Origin of the sequence: Pseudomonas guariconensis (genome assembly GCF_024127895.1) — a bacterium.
GTDB lineage: Bacteria > Pseudomonadota > Gammaproteobacteria > Pseudomonadales > Pseudomonadaceae > Aquipseudomonas > Aquipseudomonas guariconensis_B.
In genome coordinates this window covers 1-18,778 of the sequence record NZ_JAMYBK010000010.1, presented here as the reverse complement: position 1 = coordinate 18,778, position 18,778 = coordinate 1, and the positions used below count along the sequence as shown (strand labels likewise).

At 55.3% G+C, this 18,778-nt stretch carries 13 protein-coding genes and 1 tRNA gene; all 14 read left to right on the top strand.

All coding sequences use genetic code 11. The annotated features are described in order from the left end of the window. Positions 1-195 (top strand): 50S ribosomal protein L35, encoded by a 195-nt coding sequence (gene rpmI, locus NJF35_RS12815; RefSeq protein ID WP_003250667.1) that lies wholly within the window; start codon positions 1-3, stop codon positions 193-195. A 28-nt stretch (positions 196-223) separates the two neighbouring features. Beyond that, positions 224-580 (top strand): 50S ribosomal protein L20, encoded by a 357-nt coding sequence (rplT, locus tag NJF35_RS12810; protein WP_003250671.1) that lies wholly within the window; start codon positions 224-226, stop codon positions 578-580. A 109-nt stretch (positions 581-689) separates the two neighbouring features. Beyond that, positions 690-1,706 carry a phenylalanine--tRNA ligase subunit alpha gene (gene pheS, locus NJF35_RS12805; protein WP_225788367.1) on the top strand — a complete coding sequence of 339 codons (1,017 nt, stop codon included), beginning with the start codon at positions 690-692 and terminating at the stop codon, positions 1,704-1,706. 33 nt (positions 1,707-1,739) lie between these two features. Beyond that, positions 1,740-4,121 carry a phenylalanine--tRNA ligase subunit beta gene (gene pheT / locus NJF35_RS12800; RefSeq protein WP_225788366.1) on the top strand — a complete coding sequence of 794 codons (2,382 nt, stop codon included), beginning with the start codon at positions 1,740-1,742 and terminating at the stop codon, positions 4,119-4,121. Positions 4,122-4,124: 3 nt separating this feature from the next. Further along, complete coding sequence (ihfA, locus tag NJF35_RS12795; RefSeq protein ID WP_003250679.1) at positions 4,125-4,427, top strand: integration host factor subunit alpha; 303 nt, start codon at positions 4,125-4,127, stop codon at positions 4,425-4,427. Then, positions 4,408-4,764, top strand: coding sequence for a MerR family transcriptional regulator (locus tag NJF35_RS12790; protein ID WP_043213594.1), 357 nt, complete (start codon positions 4,408-4,410; stop codon positions 4,762-4,764). The genes ihfA and NJF35_RS12790 overlap by 20 nt, the downstream gene beginning before the upstream one ends. 100 nt (positions 4,765-4,864) lie before the next feature. Further along, positions 4,865-4,941, top strand: a tRNA-Pro gene (locus tag NJF35_RS12785). Positions 4,942-5,166: 225 nt separating this feature from the next. Next, complete coding sequence (locus NJF35_RS12780; RefSeq protein ID WP_253091145.1) at positions 5,167-8,457, top strand: helicase-related protein; 3,291 nt, start codon at positions 5,167-5,169, stop codon at positions 8,455-8,457. Then, the gene (locus NJF35_RS12775) at positions 8,454-9,128 is read left to right on the top strand and encodes a DUF4391 domain-containing protein (protein ID WP_253091144.1); all 675 of its coding nucleotides are present in this window, start codon (positions 8,454-8,456) and stop codon (positions 9,126-9,128) included. The genes NJF35_RS12780 and NJF35_RS12775 overlap by 4 nt, the downstream gene beginning before the upstream one ends. 43 nt (positions 9,129-9,171) lie before the next feature. Continuing rightward, complete coding sequence (locus NJF35_RS12770; RefSeq protein WP_253091143.1) at positions 9,172-11,184, top strand: site-specific DNA-methyltransferase; 2,013 nt, start codon at positions 9,172-9,174, stop codon at positions 11,182-11,184. 10 nt (positions 11,185-11,194) lie between these two features. Further along, positions 11,195-14,266 (top strand): type III restriction-modification system endonuclease, encoded by a 3,072-nt coding sequence (locus NJF35_RS12765; RefSeq protein WP_253091142.1) that lies wholly within the window; start codon positions 11,195-11,197, stop codon positions 14,264-14,266. Between the two features lie 42 nt (positions 14,267-14,308). Further along, on the top strand, positions 14,309-16,159 hold the full coding sequence (locus tag NJF35_RS12760) for a DUF262 domain-containing protein (RefSeq protein ID WP_253091141.1): 1,851 nt from the start codon (positions 14,309-14,311) through the stop codon (positions 16,157-16,159). A 178-nt stretch (positions 16,160-16,337) separates the two neighbouring features. Beyond that, the gene (locus NJF35_RS12755; RefSeq protein WP_253091140.1) at positions 16,338-18,131 is read left to right on the top strand and encodes a TIGR04141 family sporadically distributed protein; all 1,794 of its coding nucleotides are present in this window, start codon (positions 16,338-16,340) and stop codon (positions 18,129-18,131) included. Between the two features lie 544 nt (positions 18,132-18,675). After that, positions 18,676-18,778: transposase (locus NJF35_RS12750; RefSeq protein WP_410896958.1), on the top strand; the 103-nt coding region annotated here is incomplete at its 3' end.

Genomic DNA, 18,778 nt, shown 5'->3' with positions numbered 1-18,778 from the left:
ATGCCAAAGATGAAAACCAAGAGCGGTGCTGCGAAGCGTTTCCTGAAAACCGCTTCCGGCTTCAAGCACAAGCACGCTTTCAAGAGCCACATCCTGACCAAAATGTCGACCAAGCGTAAGCGTCAACTGCGCGGTGCCAGCCTGCTGCACCCGTCCGACGTGGCAAAAGTCGAGCGCATGCTGCGCGTACGTTAATTCTGGTCAACGATAGAGGAAGTTACTCATGGCTCGTGTAAAGCGCGGCGTCATCGCTCGTAAGCGTCACAAGAAAATTCTGAAACTGGCTAAAGGCTACTACGGTGCGCGTTCGCGCGTATTCCGCGTCGCCAAGCAGGCGGTCATCAAGGCTGGTCAATATGCCTACCGTGACCGTCGCCAGAAGAAGCGTCAGTTCCGCGCCCTGTGGATCGCTCGTATCAACGCCGGTGCCCGCACCAACGGCCTGTCCTACAGCCGTCTGATCGCTGGCCTGAAAAAAGCGTCGATCGAAATCGACCGCAAGGTTCTGGCCGACCTGGCAGTGAACGAAAAAGCGGCGTTTGCTGCGATTGTCGAGAAAGCTAAAGCCGTCCTGGCTTAAGTACCCACGACAATCACCTGGCGGCGCTTGCGGCGCCAGGTGTTGAACGTCATCGATAGGGGAAGAGCCTGCAAGGTTCTTCCCCTATTTTCGTATCTGGAGTCTGTACATGGAAAACCTGGATGCGCTGGTCTCCCAAGCCCTGGAGGCCGTGGAGCGCGCTGAAGACATCAATGCCCTGGAACAGATCCGGGTTCAATTCCTCGGCAAGAAAGGCGAGCTGACCCAGGTGATGAAGACCCTGGGCAACCTGCCAGCCGAAGAGCGCCCCAAGGTCGGTGCGCTGATCAACGACGCCAAGGAGCGCGTCACCGAAGTGCTCAACGCACGCAAGGCCGCTTTCGAAGAGGCCGAGCTCAGCGCTCGCCTGGCGGCAGAATGCATTGATGTGACCCTGCCAGGCCGTGGCCAGACCTCCGGTGGCCTGCACCCGATCACCCGTACCCTCGAGCGCATCGAACAGTTCTTCACCCATATCGGCTACGGCATTGCCGAAGGCCCCGAGGTCGAAGACGACTACCACAACTTCGAAGCCCTCAACATCCCCGGCCACCACCCGGCCCGGGCGATGCACGACACCTTCTACTTCAATGCCAACATGCTGCTGCGTACCCACACCTCGCCGGTGCAGGTGCGGACCATGGAGTCGACCCAGCCGCCGATCCGCATTGTCTGCCCGGGCCGCGTGTATCGCTGCGACTCGGATATCACCCACTCGCCGATGTTCCACCAGGTCGAAGGCCTGCTGGTCGACCGTGGCATCAACTTCGCCGACCTCAAGGGCACCATCGAGGAGTTCCTCCGGGTGTTCTTCGAGAAGGAGCTGGCGGTGCGCTTCCGTCCGTCGTTCTTCCCCTTCACCGAGCCGTCCGCCGAGGTCGACATCCAGTGCGTGATGTGCTCTGGCAACGGCTGCCGGGTGTGCAAGCAGACCGGCTGGCTCGAGGTGATGGGCTGCGGCATGGTCCACCCGAACGTGCTGCGCATGTCTGGCATCGACCCGGAAGAGTACCAGGGCTTCGCCTTCGGCATGGGCGCCGAGCGCCTGGCCATGCTGCGCTATGGCGTCAACGATTTGCGTCTGTTCTTCGACAACGACCTGCGGTTCCTCGCGCAATTCCGCTAGGTCCGTACTTGACGCAATTTTCAGGAGAACAGCATGAAATTCAGTGAACAGTGGCTGCGCGGTTGGGTAAACCCGCAAGTCTCCCGTGACGAACTGGTCGCTCGCCTGTCCATGGCCGGCCTCGAAGTCGACAGCGTCACCCCCGCTGCCGGCCAGTTCAGCGGCATCGTGGTGGGCGAAGTACTCGCCACCGAACAGCACCCGGACGCCGACAAGCTGCGCGTGTGCCAGGTCAGCAACGGCCAGGAGACCTTCCAGGTCGTCTGCGGCGCCCCCAACGTGCGCCCGGGCCTGAAGATCCCCTTCGCCATGATCGGCGCCGAGCTGCCGGGCGACTTCAAGATCAAGAAGGCCAAGCTGCGTGGCGTCGAGTCCTTCGGCATGCTCTGCTCGGCTGCCGAGCTGCAGATCAGCGAAGAGAACGACGGCCTGCTGGAGCTGGCCGCCGACGCCCCGGTAGGTGAAGACATCCGTACCTACCTGAGCCTGGACGACGCCAGCATCGAGGTCGACCTGACCCCGAACCGCGGCGACTGCCTGTCGCTGGCGGGCCTGGCCCGTGAAGTCGGCGCCCTGTACGCCGCCCCGGTCACCCGCCCGCAGGTGCCGGCCGTTGCCCCGGCCCACGACGAAGTGCGCCCGGTCGACGTCCTGGCCCCGGCGGCCTGCCCACGCTACCTGGGCCGCGTGATCCGCAACGTCGATCTGTCCAGGCCGACCCCGCTGTGGATGGTCGAGCGCCTGCGCCGCGCCGATGTACGCAGCATCGATGCCGCCGTCGACATCACCAACTACGTGATGCTCGAACTCGGCCAGCCGATGCACGCCTTCGATCTCGCCGAAATCAACGGCGGCATCCGCGTGCGCATGGCCGAGGAGGGCGAGAAGCTCGTCCTGCTGGACGGCCAGGAAGTCGCCCTGCGTAGCGACACCCTGGTCATCGCCGACCACACCCGCGCCCTGGCCATCGCCGGCGTCATGGGCGGCGAGCACAGCGGTGTGTCCACCGAGAAGACCCGCGACCTGTTCCTCGAGAGCGCCTTCTTCGAGCCGATCTCCGTCGCCGGCAAGGCCCGCTCCTACGGCCTGCACACCGATGCCTCGCACCGCTACGAGCGTGGCGTCGATTCGCAACTGGCCCGCGAAGCCATGGAACGCGCTACTGCGCTGGTCCTGGAGATCGTCGGCGGCGAAGCCGGCCCGATCGTCGAGGCCGTCAGCGAGCAGCACCTGCCCAAGGTCGCGCCGATCACCCTGCGCGCCGAACGTATCACCCAGATGCTCGGCATGGAGATGGACGCCGCGCAAGTCGAGCAACTGCTCAACGCCCTGGGCCTGAAGACCAGCGCCAGCGGGGCAGGGCAGTGGACCGTCGAGGTTCCGAGCCATCGCTTCGATATCAGCCTGGAAGTCGACCTGATCGAGGAGCTGGCCCGCCTGTACGGCTACAACCACTTGCCAGTGCGCTACCCGCAGGCACGCCTCGCGCCCCAGTCCCGCCCGGAAGCCCGCGGCGAACTGCCGACCCTGCGCCGCCTGCTGGTCGCCCGTGGCTACCAGGAAGCCATCACCTACAGCTTCATCGACCCGAAGCTGTTCGAACTGTTCAGCCCCGGCATCGAGCCGCTGCTGCTGGCCAACCCCATTTCCAGCGACATGGCCGCCATGCGTGCGTCCCTGTGGCCGGGCCTGGTCAAGGCGCTGCAGCACAACCTCAACCGCCAGCAGGACCGTGTCCGCCTGTTCGAAAGCGGCCAGCGCTTCGTCGGCCAACTGGGCGACCTCAAGCAGCAGCCGATGATCGCCGGCGTCGCCACCGGCAGCCGCCTGCCCGAAGGCTGGGCCAACGGCCGTGACGGCATCGACTTCTTCGACGTCAAGGCCGATGTGGAAGCCCTGCTGGGCTATTCCGGCGCCCTGGACGCGTTCACCTTCGTCGCCGGCAAGCACCCGGCCCTGCATCCAGGCCAGACCGCCCGCATCGAGCGCGACGGCAAGGAAGTCGGTTACCTCGGCGCGATCCACCCGGAACTGGCCAAGACCCTCGGCCTGGACCGCCCGGTGTTCGTCTTCGAGCTGGTGCTGGGCGATGTGGTCGAAGGCCGCCTGCCGACGTTCAGCGAACTGTCCAAGTTCCCGGAAGTGAGGCGTGACCTGGCGTTGATCGCAGGTCGTGATGTAGCTTCTAGCTCGGTGCTTGACGTAATTCGTGACAATGCAGGCGAATGGCTGACAGACCTCAGGCTGTTTGATGTCTACCAGGGTAAAGGTATTGATCCTGATAGAAAAAGCCTCGCCGTTGGCTTGACCTGGCAGCATCCATCGCGCACTCTTAACGACGATGAGGTGAACGCGACCCTGCAAGATATCCTCACCTCGCTCGAACAAAGGTTGAACACCACGTTAAGGAAATAGCGTATGGGTGCTCTGACGAAAGCTGAGATGGCCGAAAGGCTGTACGAGGAGCTGGGGCTCAACAAGCGAGAGGCCAAGGAGCTGGTCGAGCTGTTTTTCGAAGAAATTCGGCACGCACTTGAAGAGAACGAGCAGGTCAAGTTGTCCGGTTTCGGCAACTTCGACCTTCGCGACAAACGCCAGCGGCCGGGCCGCAACCCCAAGACAGGGGAAGAGATCCCGATCACCGCACGCCGCGTCGTCACCTTTCGTCCAGGGCAGAAACTGAAAGCCCGGGTTGAGGCCTATGCTGGAACCAAGCCATAACGACGAGCTGCCCCCCATTCCGGGCAAGCGCTACTTCACCATCGGTGAGGTCAGTGAGCTCTGTGCGGTAAAACCGCACGTACTGCGTTATTGGGAGCAGGAGTTCCCGCAGCTCAACCCGGTCAAGCGCCGCGGCAACCGGCGGTATTACCAGCGCCAGGATGTGCTGATGATCCGCCAGATCCGCGCGTTGCTGTATGACCAGGGCTTCACCATCGGCGGGGCGCGCTTGCGGCTCTCCAGTGATGAGGCCAAGGATGACACTACCCAGTACAAACAGCTGATTCGGCAGATGATTGCCGAGTTGGAAGATGTACTGGTGGTGCTCAAGAAGTGACCTGACGCTGGCGAGTGGAAAGTTTTTTTGAAAAAAAGCTTCCATTTATCAGAAGGTTAGGGTACATTTCTCAACGTTCTCAGCGGTATCGAGAACAGTTCGGGGCGTAGCGCAGCCCGGTAGCGCACTTGCATGGGGTGCAAGGGGTCGAGTGTTCGAATCACTCCGTCCCGACCAAAAAACCCTAAAAAATCCAGTCACTTAGCGGTGACTGGATTTTTTATGCCTGATGTTTTTAGTGGCTGATCTAAAAATGACCGTTCTGGTTGCCAATTGGTTGCCAATTGAGATTGGCTTCTCAGTTCTGGGGGATTAGGATCAATCCAAACAACGGAGTGGTATTCGCGTGCCTGGACGAGGGCGGATGTCGGCTCCGATTAGCAAGCAGAAGGCGACGGCATCATGGAACTGATCGACAACATCAATTCGCTGCTAGGTGAGAGTCTCAAAGGTACGCTCAAGCCGGGCGCAAAGTTGAAGATCGCTGCGTCCTGCTTCTCTATATACGCTTACGTGGCGCTCAAGCGAGAACTGGAGAGCATCGACTCCCTGGAGTTCATCTTCACCTCGCCTACCTTCGTGCCCAACGAGGCGACGGACAAGCTGAAGAAGGAGCAGCGCGAGTTCCACATACCCAAGACCGAGCGTGAGCGCAGTCTGACCGGAAGCGAGTTCGAGATCCAACTGAAGAACAAGCTTACCCAGAAAGCCATTGCCAGGGAGTGTGCCGACTGGATCCGTCGCAAGGCTACTTTCCGCTCCAACCGTGGCCAGGCACCCATGCAGCCGTTCATCGGGGTGCGTGCGCCAAGCTCAGAGTCCGTCTACATGCCGGTGCAAGGGTTCACGGCGGTCGACTTGGGCTACCAGAAGGGTAACGCGCTTTCCAACATCGTCACCCGCTTCGATGAGCCAGCTCATACGGGCATGTTCCTCAACTTGTTCGAGCAGATCTGGAACGACCAGGAAAAGCTTGAAGACGTCACCGCCCGGCTCTGTGATCACATTGCCTCGGTGTATCAGGAGAACGCCCCCGAGCGCATCTACTTCCTGATGCTCTCCAACATCTTCCGCGAGTTCTTGGAGGATGTGAGCGAGGACGTGCTGCCCAACGACCGTACCGGCTATCAGGACACGGTGATCTGGAACAAGCTGTTCAACTTCCAGCGCGACGCGGCCACCGGCCTGATCAACAAGCTGGAAACCTACAGCGGTTGCATCCTTGCCGACAGCGTGGGCTTGGGCAAGACCTTCACCGCGTTGGCGGTGATTAAGTACTACGAGCTGCGCAACAAATCCGTTCTGGTGCTCTGTCCGAAGAAGCTGGCCGACAACTGGCTGACCTACAACCAGAACCTCAAGACCAACATCCTCGCCAAGGATCGCTTTGCCTACGACGTGCTGTGTCACACCGACCTGAGCCGCAGCCGTGGCACCTCGCTGGGTATGCCGCTGGATCGGGTTAACTGGGGCAACTATGACCTGGTGGTGATCGATGAGTCGCACAACTTCCGCAATAACGACCTCTATAAGGACAAGGAAACCCGTTACCAGCGCCTGATGAACCAAGTCATCCGTCAGGGGGTGAAGACCAAGGTGCTGATGCTCTCGGCGACTCCGGTTAATAACCGTTTCAGCGATTTGCGAAACCAGCTGGCTTTGGCTTACGAGGGTGACAGCGACAACCTCAATGACAAGCTGCGTACCGAGAAAGACATCGACAGCATATTTCGCCGCGCTCAGGCGGCGTTCAATGCGTGGGCCAATCTACCACCAGAAAAACGCACTGCGGCGGCCATTCTCAACACCTTGGACTTCGACTTCTTCGAGCTGCTGGACAGCGTGACCATTGCTCGTTCGCGCCGGCACATCGAAACCTTTTACAACACCGCTGACATTGGCCGCTTCCCGGAGCGTCGCAAGCCGATGTCCTTCCATTGCCCGCTGACCCAGCGCGACGATGTCATTGGCTTCAACGAGATTTTCAATCACCTGTCTTTGCTCAAGCTCGCCGTGTATGCGCCGGTGAGCTACATCCTGCCCAGCCGGCTGAAGAAGTACGAGGAGCAGTACGACACCCAGGTGGAAGGTGGGCGAGGCAAGCTCAAGCAGGTTGACCGGGAGAAGAGCCTGCAGGCGTTGATGACCACCAATTTGCTCAAGCGTCTGGAAAGCTCGGTGGAAGCTTTCCGCCTGACCCTGCAAAGTCTGCAGGCCAGCCATCGCAGCGCCCTGGAAAAGATTGCCCAGTTCAACAAAACCGGCCAGTCAACAGGGTTTGCCGACATCACTGCGGCTTTTGAAGAGGCTGACTTCGATGAGGACAGCTGGCCGATGCCAAGTGACATCAGCATTGGCAAAAAAATTCAGATCAGTCTGGAGGATATGGACCTGCCCTCATGGGAGCAGGATCTACAGGCCGATCTGCTGTTCATCGACGAGCTGTTGGGCGAAATGTCCAAGGTTACCCCAGCTGACGATGCCAAGTTGCAGCACCTGAAAACCCAGATCGCCAGCAAGATTGCCTCTCCAATCAACCCCGGCAACAAGAAGGTGCTGATCTTCACCGCCTTCGCCGATACCGCGAACTACCTGTACGACAACCTGGCTGACTACCTGCAACGCAGCTACCAGGTGCACACCGGCAAAGTCACCGGCAGCGATGCGCCAAAGTCTACCCTTGGCAACATCCCGGGTAGCCGGCAGAGCTATGACTTCCAGGGCTTGCTGACCCTGTTCTCGCCACGCTCCAAGGAGAAGGCTGCGATCTACCCGGATGAGCCGCGCGAGATCGACATTCTGATCGGCACGGATTGCATCTCCGAGGGCCAGAACCTGCAGGATTGCGATTACCTGATCAACTACGACATCCACTGGAACCCGGTACGGATCATTCAGCGCTTTGGCCGGGTGGATCGGATCGGCTCGCAGAACAGCAGCATTCAGTTGGTCAACTACTGGCCGGATATCAGCCTGGACGAATACATCAATCTTAAGGAACGGGTAGAAAACCGCATGATGATCGCCGACGTCACTGCGACCGGCGACGACAACGTGCTCAATGCTCAGGCCAACGACGTGGCTTACCGCAAGGAACAGCTGCGCCGCCTGCAGGATGAAGTGATCGAGATGGAGGACTTGAAGACTGGTGTCTCCATCACCGACCTTGGCCTCAACGACTTTCGCATGGATCTGCTCAACTACATCAAGCAGCACGGTGAACTGAGCCATCTGCCCAACGGCATGCACGCGGTGGTGCCGGCACAGCCGGAACTGGGTTTGCTGCCGGGCGTGATCTTCACCCTGCGGAACCGCAACCATGGCGTCGACATTAACCAGCAGAACCGCCTCTATCCCCACTATCTGATCTACATCGACAACCAGGGTCAGGTGATCAGTGACTACAGCGAGGCCAAGCGATTGCTCGATCTGGCCCGCATCGCCTGCAAGGGAGAGAGCCAACCGATCAGAGAGGCCTACCAGCGCTTCAATCAGGTCACCGACGATGGCCGCAATATGCAGGCTCATTCCAACCTGCTGGATCAGGCCATTCACTCGATGATCGAAGTGAAGGAAGAGAAGGACATCGACAGCTTGTTTAGTGGCGGTAAGACCACAGCCTTAGTGGATACCATTGCCGGACTGGATGACTTCGAGCTGATCACCTTCATCGTCATTCAGGATGTGGCATGACCCAGCCCAAGCCGGTCTTATTCGCGTTTCCCGGTCAGGCCAGAGTTGGCCGTCCGGTGCCGAAATCCAAGATTTATGAGCACGGCCAGATCGGCAGCGCGATGCGTGACAAGTTTGTCGCTCAGATCGAGCAAATAACCTGGGCCTACAAACTGGCGCCGGAGACCCTTAACCTGTCGGCGCGGCCGGAGGTGCCGGAGATTCAGGTTTTCGACATCGAGCTCAAAGGAACGGAGCTGGACGACGACGTCTTGCGTGCGATTGATCGAGCCATTCCGCTGCCGATCATTTTTCAGCTGCATCGAGACCAGCAGACGTGCATGGTTGCTGCTTTCAAGCGACCCAGCCAGGCCGAGGCGGGCAAGTGGGTACTCGATAATTATCTCGCTGGTCCCTGGCTGGCGGATACAGTTGAACGACAGTCTTTGCCCGTGGCGCTGGATCTACAAGGGCTTTACGAACAGCTGCTGCGCAGCCTGCTACCTCAAGCCGCCCGAGTCGGCGAGAGCTTGCTCGAGCAGTTGGAGCGTCTAACTCGGCTGCGTGGCCGGCAGAGCGAGTACAACAAGCTGGAAGCTCGCTTGAAGAAGGAAAAGCAGTTCAACCGCAAGGTGGCACTTAATGCCCAGTTGCGGGAGCTGAAAAATGAAATTGATCAACTGAGTGTATAAGCCCCAGTTGGTGAACAACTACTTGAGATCTACAGGACGTCCCGTGGACAAACTGAAAATGCATTCGCCAAATCTGACTGAGATGAATATTGAAAAGCTAGCCCAACTTTTTCCTGGTTGCGTGACCGAGGCGGCTGATGGCAAGGGAGGGCTGAAGAAAAGTATTGATTTCGACCTGCTGCGCCAAGAGCTCTCTGAGCAGATTGTTGAAGGGCCTCAAGAGCGTTACCAGCTGAGCTGGCCGGGTAAGAGAGAGGCGTTGCTGGCCGCCAATGCGCCTATTGCCAAAGCGCTCCATCCCTGCAGAAAGGAAAGCGTGGACTTTGATGCCACGCAGAATCTGTTTATTGAAGGGGACAACTTAGAGGCGCTGAAACTGCTACAAGAGGCGTACCTCGGAAAAATAAAGTTGATATACATAGATCCGCCGTATAACACGGGAAGCGATTTTATTTATGACGACAATTTTTCCGAGGATGCAAATGATTACCTTGTTCGTTCGAATCAAAAGAATAACGAAGGAATTAGGTTGGTTTTGAATGGTGAGAGCAACGGGCGCTTCCACTCTGACTGGCTTAGTATGATCTATCCACGGCTAAAGTTGGCTAGGAATTTGCTGTCGGAGGACGGAGTTATATTTGTCTCAATTGACGATAGTGAGTCGGCAAACTTAAAGCGAATCCTTGATGAGGTTTTTGGCGAGCAGAACTTCATTGATACCATTGCTGTTGAGCTCTCGACTACGTCTGGTCCGAAGACAGTAAATGCTCAGCAAGGGACTATTGTGAAAAATGTTGAGTTTATTCACATTTACAGGAAGTCCGAAGAGTTTGATAAAGTGTCGCACAAGCCTCTGCTAGACGGTGTGGATTCTTATGACACTCATTATTCTGTCTGGCTGAGTGATGATGGTTCTTTGGGTACTCTCGCGGAGATGCTACTGTCTGACAATGTAGTTGGGGCGGAGATCCGTCGCTACGGTTTATTAGAGCGTGGAAAATTTAGCATCAATAACTTGGACAAGCTGCTTTCAGTCTCAGAAGCAGCTAAGACATTCATCGATTCAAATCTCCAGAGAATCGCGCGTGTTGATAGGGCGCCGGTGTCAGCCGCTGGAAGGTCTACGCCAGTCGGGCGCTGGGAACCTTTTGAGGTGGATCACCGAACCTATCTTCTCACGACTCTGGGAAATGGTAATTTGCAATCCCTGATGCCGTTGTCTCTAAACTACCGAATGTCAGATGACTACAAGCCAAGGTTTGGACGGACCGTTATCCGGGGAGATCTATGGAAGGGCTTCCACCAAGACATGGGAAACGTCGCTAAAGAAGGTGGAATGGTTTTTTCTAACGGCAAGAAGCCGGTTCGGCTTATTAAGCAGCTGATTCGTTGGGCAAACAATAATCGGAACGGAATCATTTTGGACTTCTTCGCGGGCTCAGGAACTACTGCGCATGCAGTCCTGCAGGCCAATGCAGAGGATGGCGGAAACCGGCGGTTCATCATGGTTCAGCTTGACGAGGTACCTGATCCCAAGTCTGAAGCTGCGAAGGCAGGATATAAGTCCATTGCGGAAATTTCGCGTCAGCGAATTCGTCAAGCTGGTGCGACGATTGCTGAGGATGCTGGGTGCGTTGGTAAGGGCGTTGATGTTGGCTTCAGAGCACTCAAAATTGGTTCCTCCAACATGAAGGATGTTTACTACACCCCCGATGCTGTCAACCAGGACCTCCTGTCCGGCCAGATCGACTGTGTTCGCGAAGATTGCACTCCTGAAGACTTGCTGTTTCAGGTGCTGTTGGACTGGGGTGTGGATCTGGCGCTGCCAATCAGCCAGGAGGCCATCGCCGATAAGAAGGTGTTCTTCGTCGATGGCAACGCCCTTGTGGCCTGTTTCGATAAGGGCATCGATGAGACTTTTGTCAAACAGATTGCCGAGCATAAGCCGCTGCGCGTGGTATTCCGCGACAACGGCTTTGCCAGTGACAGCGTGAAGATCAACGTCGAGCAGCTGTTCAAGCTGCTGTCGCCGATGACCGAAATCAAGACGCTGTAAGGGGCCTGCCATGAAGCTGAAATTCAAGGAGCAGGCCTACCAGCTCCACGCCGTGGAGTCCCTCGCCGACTGTTTTGCCGGTCAACCCAAGTCGTCGGGCGTGAGCTATCGCATCGACCCCGGCGTCGGCGTTGCGCCGTTGGCGCCGCAGCAGGGCTCTCTGGTAGGTATGGGGCTGCAGCCGTCCATCACACCTGTAGATGCCGGTTTCCGCAATGCAGAGCTGGCCCTGACGCAGGATCAACTGCTGACCAATCTGCAGGCGGTGCAGCGTCGGCAGAACCTGCCGCTGTCGGCTGCGTTGGTAAACGACAAGAAAACCGGTTGCTCGATCAACCTCGATATCGAGATGGAGACCGGTACCGGGAAGACCTACTGCTACATCCGCAGCATGTTCGAGCTGAACAAGCGCTACGGCTGGAGCAAGTTCATTGTCGTGGTGCCCAGCATCGCCATCCGCGAGGGGGTCTACAAGTCGTTGCAGATCACCGCAGAACACTTCCTGGAGCGTTACGGTAAGAAGGCGCGCTTCTTCATATACAACTCCAAGCAGCTGCACAATTTGGAAAGCTTTTCCTCGGACGCTGGCATTAACGTCATGGTGATCAATGTTCAGGCGTTTGCCGCCCGCGGTGCCGATCAGCGGCGGATCTACGAGGAGCTGGATGACTTCCAGTCGCGCCGCCCCATCGACGTGATCAAGGCCAACCGCCCGATCCTGTTCCTCGATGAGCCGCAGAAGATGGAAGGGGCCAAAACCCTCGAGTCCTTTAGCGAGTTCAACCCGCTGTTTATCGTGCGTTACTCGGCCACCCACAAGACCGAGTACAACAAGATCCACCGTCTGGATGCGCTCGACGCTTACAACCAGAAGCTGGTAAAGAAGATCGACGTGCGCGGCATCACGGTGAAAAACCTGCCTGGCACCAATGCCTATTTGTTCCTGCAGGGCATCGATGTCTCCACCAGCAAGGCCCCGGCGGCCCGGGTGGAGATGGAGATCAAGCAGAACAGCGGTATCAAGCGTGTCATGCGCAAGCTTGGTCGCAACGACAACCTCTACGACCTGTCCGGTGGTCTGGATCAGTACAAGGGCTATGTGGTCGCCGAGATCGATGCGCGGATCGATACGCTGAGTTTTACCAATGGCGTGGAGCTGGTCGCCGGTGAAGCAGTGGGCAACCTGGACGAGCCAGCCATGCGCCGCATCCAGATCCGCGAGGCGGTAAAGGCGCACTTCGAGAAGGAGATGATGCTATTCAGTAAGGGCATCAAGGTGCTGACGCTGTTCTTCATCGACGAGGTGGCCAAATACCGTCAATACGACGAAAACGGAGAGCAGCCGGGCGAGTATGCGAAGGTCTTTGAGGAGGAATACAACGCTTACCTCAATGAGGTGCTGAGCCTGGAGGACACGCCGTACAACCGTTACCTGAAAGGAATTCTGGTTAGCCAGACCCACAACGGCTATTTCTCCATCGACAAGAAGAGCAAGCGCCTGGTCGACCCGGCCACCAGCAAGAAGTCGACCGAAACCGATGACGTGGATGCCTACGACCTGATTCTCAAGGACAAGGAGCGTCTGCTGTCCTTCGACGAGCCGGTGCGCTTCATCTTCTCCCACTCGGCCCTGCGCGAAGGATGGGATAACCCCAACGTCTTCGTCATCTGCACGCTCAAGCACAGCGACAACACTATTTCCCGCCGCCAGGAAGTCGGCCGGGGGCTGCGCCTTTCGGTCAACCAAAACGGCGACCGAATGGATTACCCTGCGACCGTTCATGACATCAACGAACTGACTGTGGTGGCCAGCGAGAGCTACAGGGAGTTCGTCGGCGCTTTGCAAAGGGACATCAGCGAGTCGCTATCGGCCAGGCCGCGTGAGGCCAACGAGAAGTACTTCACTGGCAAGGTTCTGCAGACCCTAAGCGGCGACGTGGAAGTCACGCCGCAAATGGCCAAGCAGATCTACAAGTATCTGCTGAAGAACGATTACACCGACGACAACGATCAGATCACGCTTGCCTACCACGCCGCGAAGAAGGATGAGCAGCTGGCCGAGCTGCCTGATGAGCTGAAGCCCTATGCCCAGCAGGTGTTTCAGCTGATCGACAGCGTGTTCAGCGAGGCGCAGCTGCCGCACATTGGCGACGGCCGCAAGACCAAGGTCAATCCCCTCAACGCCAACTTCGAGCGCCAGGAGTTCCAGGCCCTGTGGAACAAGATCAATCGCAAGGCCGCGTACACCGTCAACTTCGAGGCTGACGAGCTGGTCGACAAATGCATTACCGCTCTGAACGACAGGGATGAGGGGCTGCGGGTAAAACCCATGCAGTACATCATCGAGCGCGGCACGCAGAAGGAGCATGCCAGCTTCGAAGAGCTGAAGCGGGGTGAGGCTTTCAAGCTGGCGCAGACGGCCACCGAGACTTACACCAACTCTGTGCATTCGGCGGTGAAGTACGACCTACTTGGCAACCTGGCCGAGGCCACCCAGCTGACGCGCCGTACCATCGCACGCATCCTGCAGGGCCTGAATGCTGCCGTGTTCAGCCAGTATAGAACCAACCCTGAAGACTTCATCGCCAGGGCCGCCACGCTGATCAATGAGCAGAAGGCCACGGCCATCGTCGAGCACATTGCCTACGACCCGGTGGCTGAGACTCACAGCTCGGACATCTTCACGGCCGATAAGCCGAAAGACGACTTCAGCAACGCCTTCGAGGCCAAGCGCCACATCTACGACTACGTGTTCACCGACTCGACGAACGAGCGCAAGTTCGTCGAGCAGTTGGATGCCAGCACTGAAGTGGTGGTGTACGCCAAGCTGCCGAAGAGCTTCTTCATCCCGACCCCGGTTGGTAACTACAACCCGGACTGGGCCATTGCCTTCCAGGAGGGCAAGGTGAAGCACATCTACTTCATTGCGGAAACCAAAGGCTCCATGTCTACCCTGGATCTGCGTGCCATTGAGGCCTCTAAGATCGCCTGTGCGCGGAAATTTTTCGCCAAGATTACATCGGAGCAGGTTAGGTACGACGTGGTGGATGGGTATGGGAAGCTGATGGAGCTGGTCAAGTAGCCAGCTCCGCAGTCGGGATCAATTCTTCGAGTCGTTTTTGATATGGATATTCAGCCGGACAAGCAGAACCTGGATCGTACCTTTGCATCGACGGTTTACTACATCGATTTCTATCAGCGGGACTACAAGTGGACGGAGGAGCCCGTACGGCGTCTGATTGACGATGTCTTCTACCAGTTCGATGAAGCCTATTCCAAGCACTCGGCTCTGGAGCCGAACTCGGAGAGTATCAACGCCCGGTATCCCTGGTACTACCTCAACACCTATGTCACCAACACCGTACAGGGCAAGGTGTTTGTAGTTGACGGCCAGCAGCGCCTGACAACCCTGACGCTTTTTCTGGTTCAGCTGTTTCGGATGGCCAAGGTCCTCGAGTCGAAGACCTCTGGTTGGTTGGAGCGCAAAATCGCCGGCTATTCGGGGGTGGAATACGAGTTTTGGATGAACCACGTCCGTCATATCCATGTTCTCAAGGCCCTGATGGATGGTGTCGCTCCCGAGGCTGTAGATAGATCTACAGGCTTGACGGCTGCCAATATGCTGAGGAACTTCTCGGTAATCGCGGCGGAGCTATCTACCCGTTTGAACAGCAAACACAAGTTCGAGACCTTCGTTCACTACTTCCTTTACCGCCTGGTGCTCATCAATCTGTCCGTCGATTCTACCCATGTACCGATGGTGTTCGAGGTCATCAATGACCGTGGTGTACGACTCAAGCCTTACGAGATATTGAAAGGAAAGCTCCTGGGGCAGATCGACAAGCTTGAGCTTGACTCTGGTAATTATAACGAGGTCTGGGATACGCACGTCAGGGCGGTGAACGCCTATCGGGAAGATGAAATCGACAGTTTTTTCCGTTACTGGTTGAAGAGCAAGTTCTCCGATAGCCGAAAGACTGGACAGCGCTTTGATGGCGACTACCACAGAGAAATGTTCAAGAGTGATATCAATCAGCTTCTCCAGCTTGAGCATGATTCCGCCAAGGTCAAAGAATTTCTCAAGGAGGATTTTTCGTACTACACGAAGCTGTATGTACGACTGCTGCATGCCAGTCAGCACGAGAATGAACAGTATCCAGCGGTCTTCTTCAACAGCCTGAACGAGCTGGATAGTCAGTATCTGCTTATTTTGTCGGCCTGCACCGTGAATGATCCGGAAGAAGTCGCCAAGATTCGTGTGGTAGCAGAACAACTTGATCGAATGTTCTCGCTTCAGCAGCTGCAGGGCGCTTACGACAGTAATGAGTTTGCTGTTAAGTTGTTTGAGATTAGCGCCGAGATCCGCGAAAAGCCAGTGGCTCAGATCCCACTGGTGTTCGAGAGACATCTTTTGCAGGAAATTACCAGGAAGCGTGCGATTGCCGTCTCATCCGTCTTTAGTTATAGCTTATTCCGCAATATGACTATTGATCGCTTGAATACTCGCTTCACTCGATTTTTCTTTGGCAGGGTAGAGCAATTTCTCGCCGAAGGTATGAAGCTAAAAATGAAGCATCCCTTGCAGAATCTTGTCACCCTCAGAGGCGCCAAGACTGGGTTTCATATCGAACACATATTGTCACGCAATGCAGAAAGTCTTGATGCTTTCGATGGTGATGAAGAGCGCTTTGAGGCCGAACGCAATCGGCTTGGCGGTGTGTTGCTGATGAAGGGGAAGGATAATATTTCGAGCGGTAATGAGTTATATGTGGACAAGCTGAAGTCGTATGCCAATACGCTTTATTGGAATGAGACGCTGCGCAGTGACTCTTACCACAGTAAATTGGACTTTCGCGATTTTACTAAGCAGTCTGGACTTGGATTTAGGGCGCTTGATGAGTTTGGTCCCAATGAGCTTGAAGAGCGGCAAAAGCTACTCTTTGAGGTCGCGGCTTTAATTTGGAATGCAAGTTGACGTGTTTTTTATAATTTTGAGTTAATTCTTGAAAGTAAATGCGTTGGCTTTTCTATTTTTTTGGTGCAGGCCTTTTGAGGAGAACTGCTGCTGAGTTTGCTATTGAATGGTAGCGTCAGGGGGCAGGTTTTTTCTCAGTAGTCATGGTTGATGGATTTCTTGGTGCTTAGGAGTGGCAATGGCAAATAATAAAAGTCCAAAAAGAATTACGCTGAATGTTTATTTGCTTAAAGAGCCCCCTGCTGGTGTTCAGTGTTGGACTCCAAAAGACTTCATCGCCAGTCCCATTGGATCGGGTGGAAAGCCAAGGCAAATAGGAACGGATAAGTTTCCTCTCGGTCCAGATGGTATAAACGGTACTCTATTTGTGCGTAAGCCATTGGTGGAAACCTCGCCTGAGTGGTTGAGCTTTGTTCAGTCAGGGCTTGCTGATGATGTAAATACTTCCAGGTGGAAGAACAAAAGTATCTCTGCTATTTTGGTAGTGCAGCAGTCTGGTCGGCAATTTGCTATTGCATTTGGATATGGTAGGCACTTGATTGAGCCTAGGCTTATCGAAGACCGTTTTGGCATTCGGGTAGTTCTCAATAGTGTTTTGCCTGAAAAAATAGCGTCAATTGATCGCCAGACATTTGATGCATCTCCCAGAATAAGTCGTACCCAGACAGTTAAAGCTGCAGCTGTATCCGACTATATGATCAATGCTGAGCAAGACCTGCTCAGAGGGTTAGTTGGGCACACTAAAAGTGAATATCTAGAGGTTTTTGGGAGCGTCATAGCGGGAATTGACTCTTTTAAAGCCTCCATTCCAACGGATCTTCCTGGTCTAAGTGGTTTTCTTAAACTTGCCTTGGAACGATCTGCTTCAAAAGACTATTTGGATCGAGGTGAAGATGGGCATCCGAGTGAGTTCTCTTGGGTTGAGAATCTGCTGCCTGTCAAGGATAAAGATCTTATTTCTACACTCGAAGGCCAGCTTTGGGGGGCGCTAAATTCTACGGAAAGGAAAAATATGTGGCTTGCAATTCCAGACATAATTGACTGGTCTGGGATTACCGGCTTTGCCTATAGCAATAATGCTCAAGATGATGAGATTGATCCAGTTCTTGATCTAGATAGATTTCTATCAACCCTTCGTAGCGATGCCACGCTTGAAACACTTAAGCGACGAGATATTTTTTTAGTTCTATCTGATGGATCTCCCTCATTGTCTTTTAGTGCCTTCCGGTGCTTGTATGCTGAGGTGAGGAATAAGTTAGGCTTATTTATTTTGAATGTTGGTAGCTGGTTTAAGGTAGAGGGCTCTTTCCAAGCTGCTGTTGAGGGGTATTTTACGAGTCTTCCAAGAAAGAAATTTGAAGCTCCCTTTGTCGAATATCAACATGATGGTGAAGGCTCCTATAACGAAGATGTATGCGCTCGGGCAGGTGGTGCTTTAGCGATGCTGGACAGAAAACTTATAAGGTTCGGTGGTAGCTACGACAAGATTGAGGTTTGCGACATATATAAGCCTAAAATTGGCGATGGGAGAGGTGAGTTCATTCATGTGAAGCGCGGGCGAGGATCATCCACGTTAAGTCATCTTTTTGCTCAAGGCTTTGTTGCGTCGACACTTATGGTCAGAGAGCCTGGTTTTATTCGGGATGTAAATTCGCAATTAAAAAGACAAAACATTAATTCTGTCCCGAATCCATTTGAGGCGCGTGGTAATGATGTTATATACGCCATCGTTGATGGTCCTGCATCAGAGGATTTAGATATTCCTTTCTTTAGTAAGGTCACTTTGCAGAATTATGGGAAGTCAATCTCCTCTTATGGCTTTCAGGTAAAATTAATGCATATTCCTGAGTCTGCAGCTTATCTTGCAGATGTCGCCAGGAAAGCTGCAGAAAAATTGGTCAAGAAGAAAGCTGCGGCAGCTAAGTCTAAAAAGGCTCCAGGCAGGGGGAGAGCCTCGAAAAAGAAAAGTTGATTAAACCTTTCCTTTAGCATTCTTAGGATGTTCGTTGCTTTATATTTGGCGGTGTGTTCCTGATGCTGTGCGTGTGCAGCTTCCATGTCTATAAGAATTAGTGTTCTTCAGTTTCATCGAAATATGGTCGGACAATGAGGCTGGGAGCGTTTCTCAGTGACGTATTTGGCTTTGCAGAACACCGCATTCGCAAATTAATTGTGGAGGGTATGTCCGGTGATAACGTTACAGGGTTTACCTTGCTGGTAGATGCATCGCAGTAAAGGCAGAACCTTGAATCAGGTGGGCTGAGCAAGTAGCAGGCAGTGCACTCAACGGCTCGTCCTCCCCATGCCTGTAAGGCCTTCAGCATGGTTCCTGCTATCAACTCGGCTCTGTCCTCTGTCGTGTTGTCTTGCTCTGAGGCTGATTGTTTGGCCGCCATCTGAAGCTGTTTGGCTCTATGGGCTTCTAGGCTCTGTATGAAAACCTTTGAAACGCCACCAGAGCCGCTGAAAGCCTGATTTTCCGTAGAGTTCTCGCCTTTTAGGCGAAGGATTCTGCCATGCCCAAGCGATACGAACTTTCCGACGCAGACTGGGAAATAGTCGCCGATCTTTTTACTGCCCCTCGGCGTACCGGACGCCCAAGAGCTGATGATCGCCTGA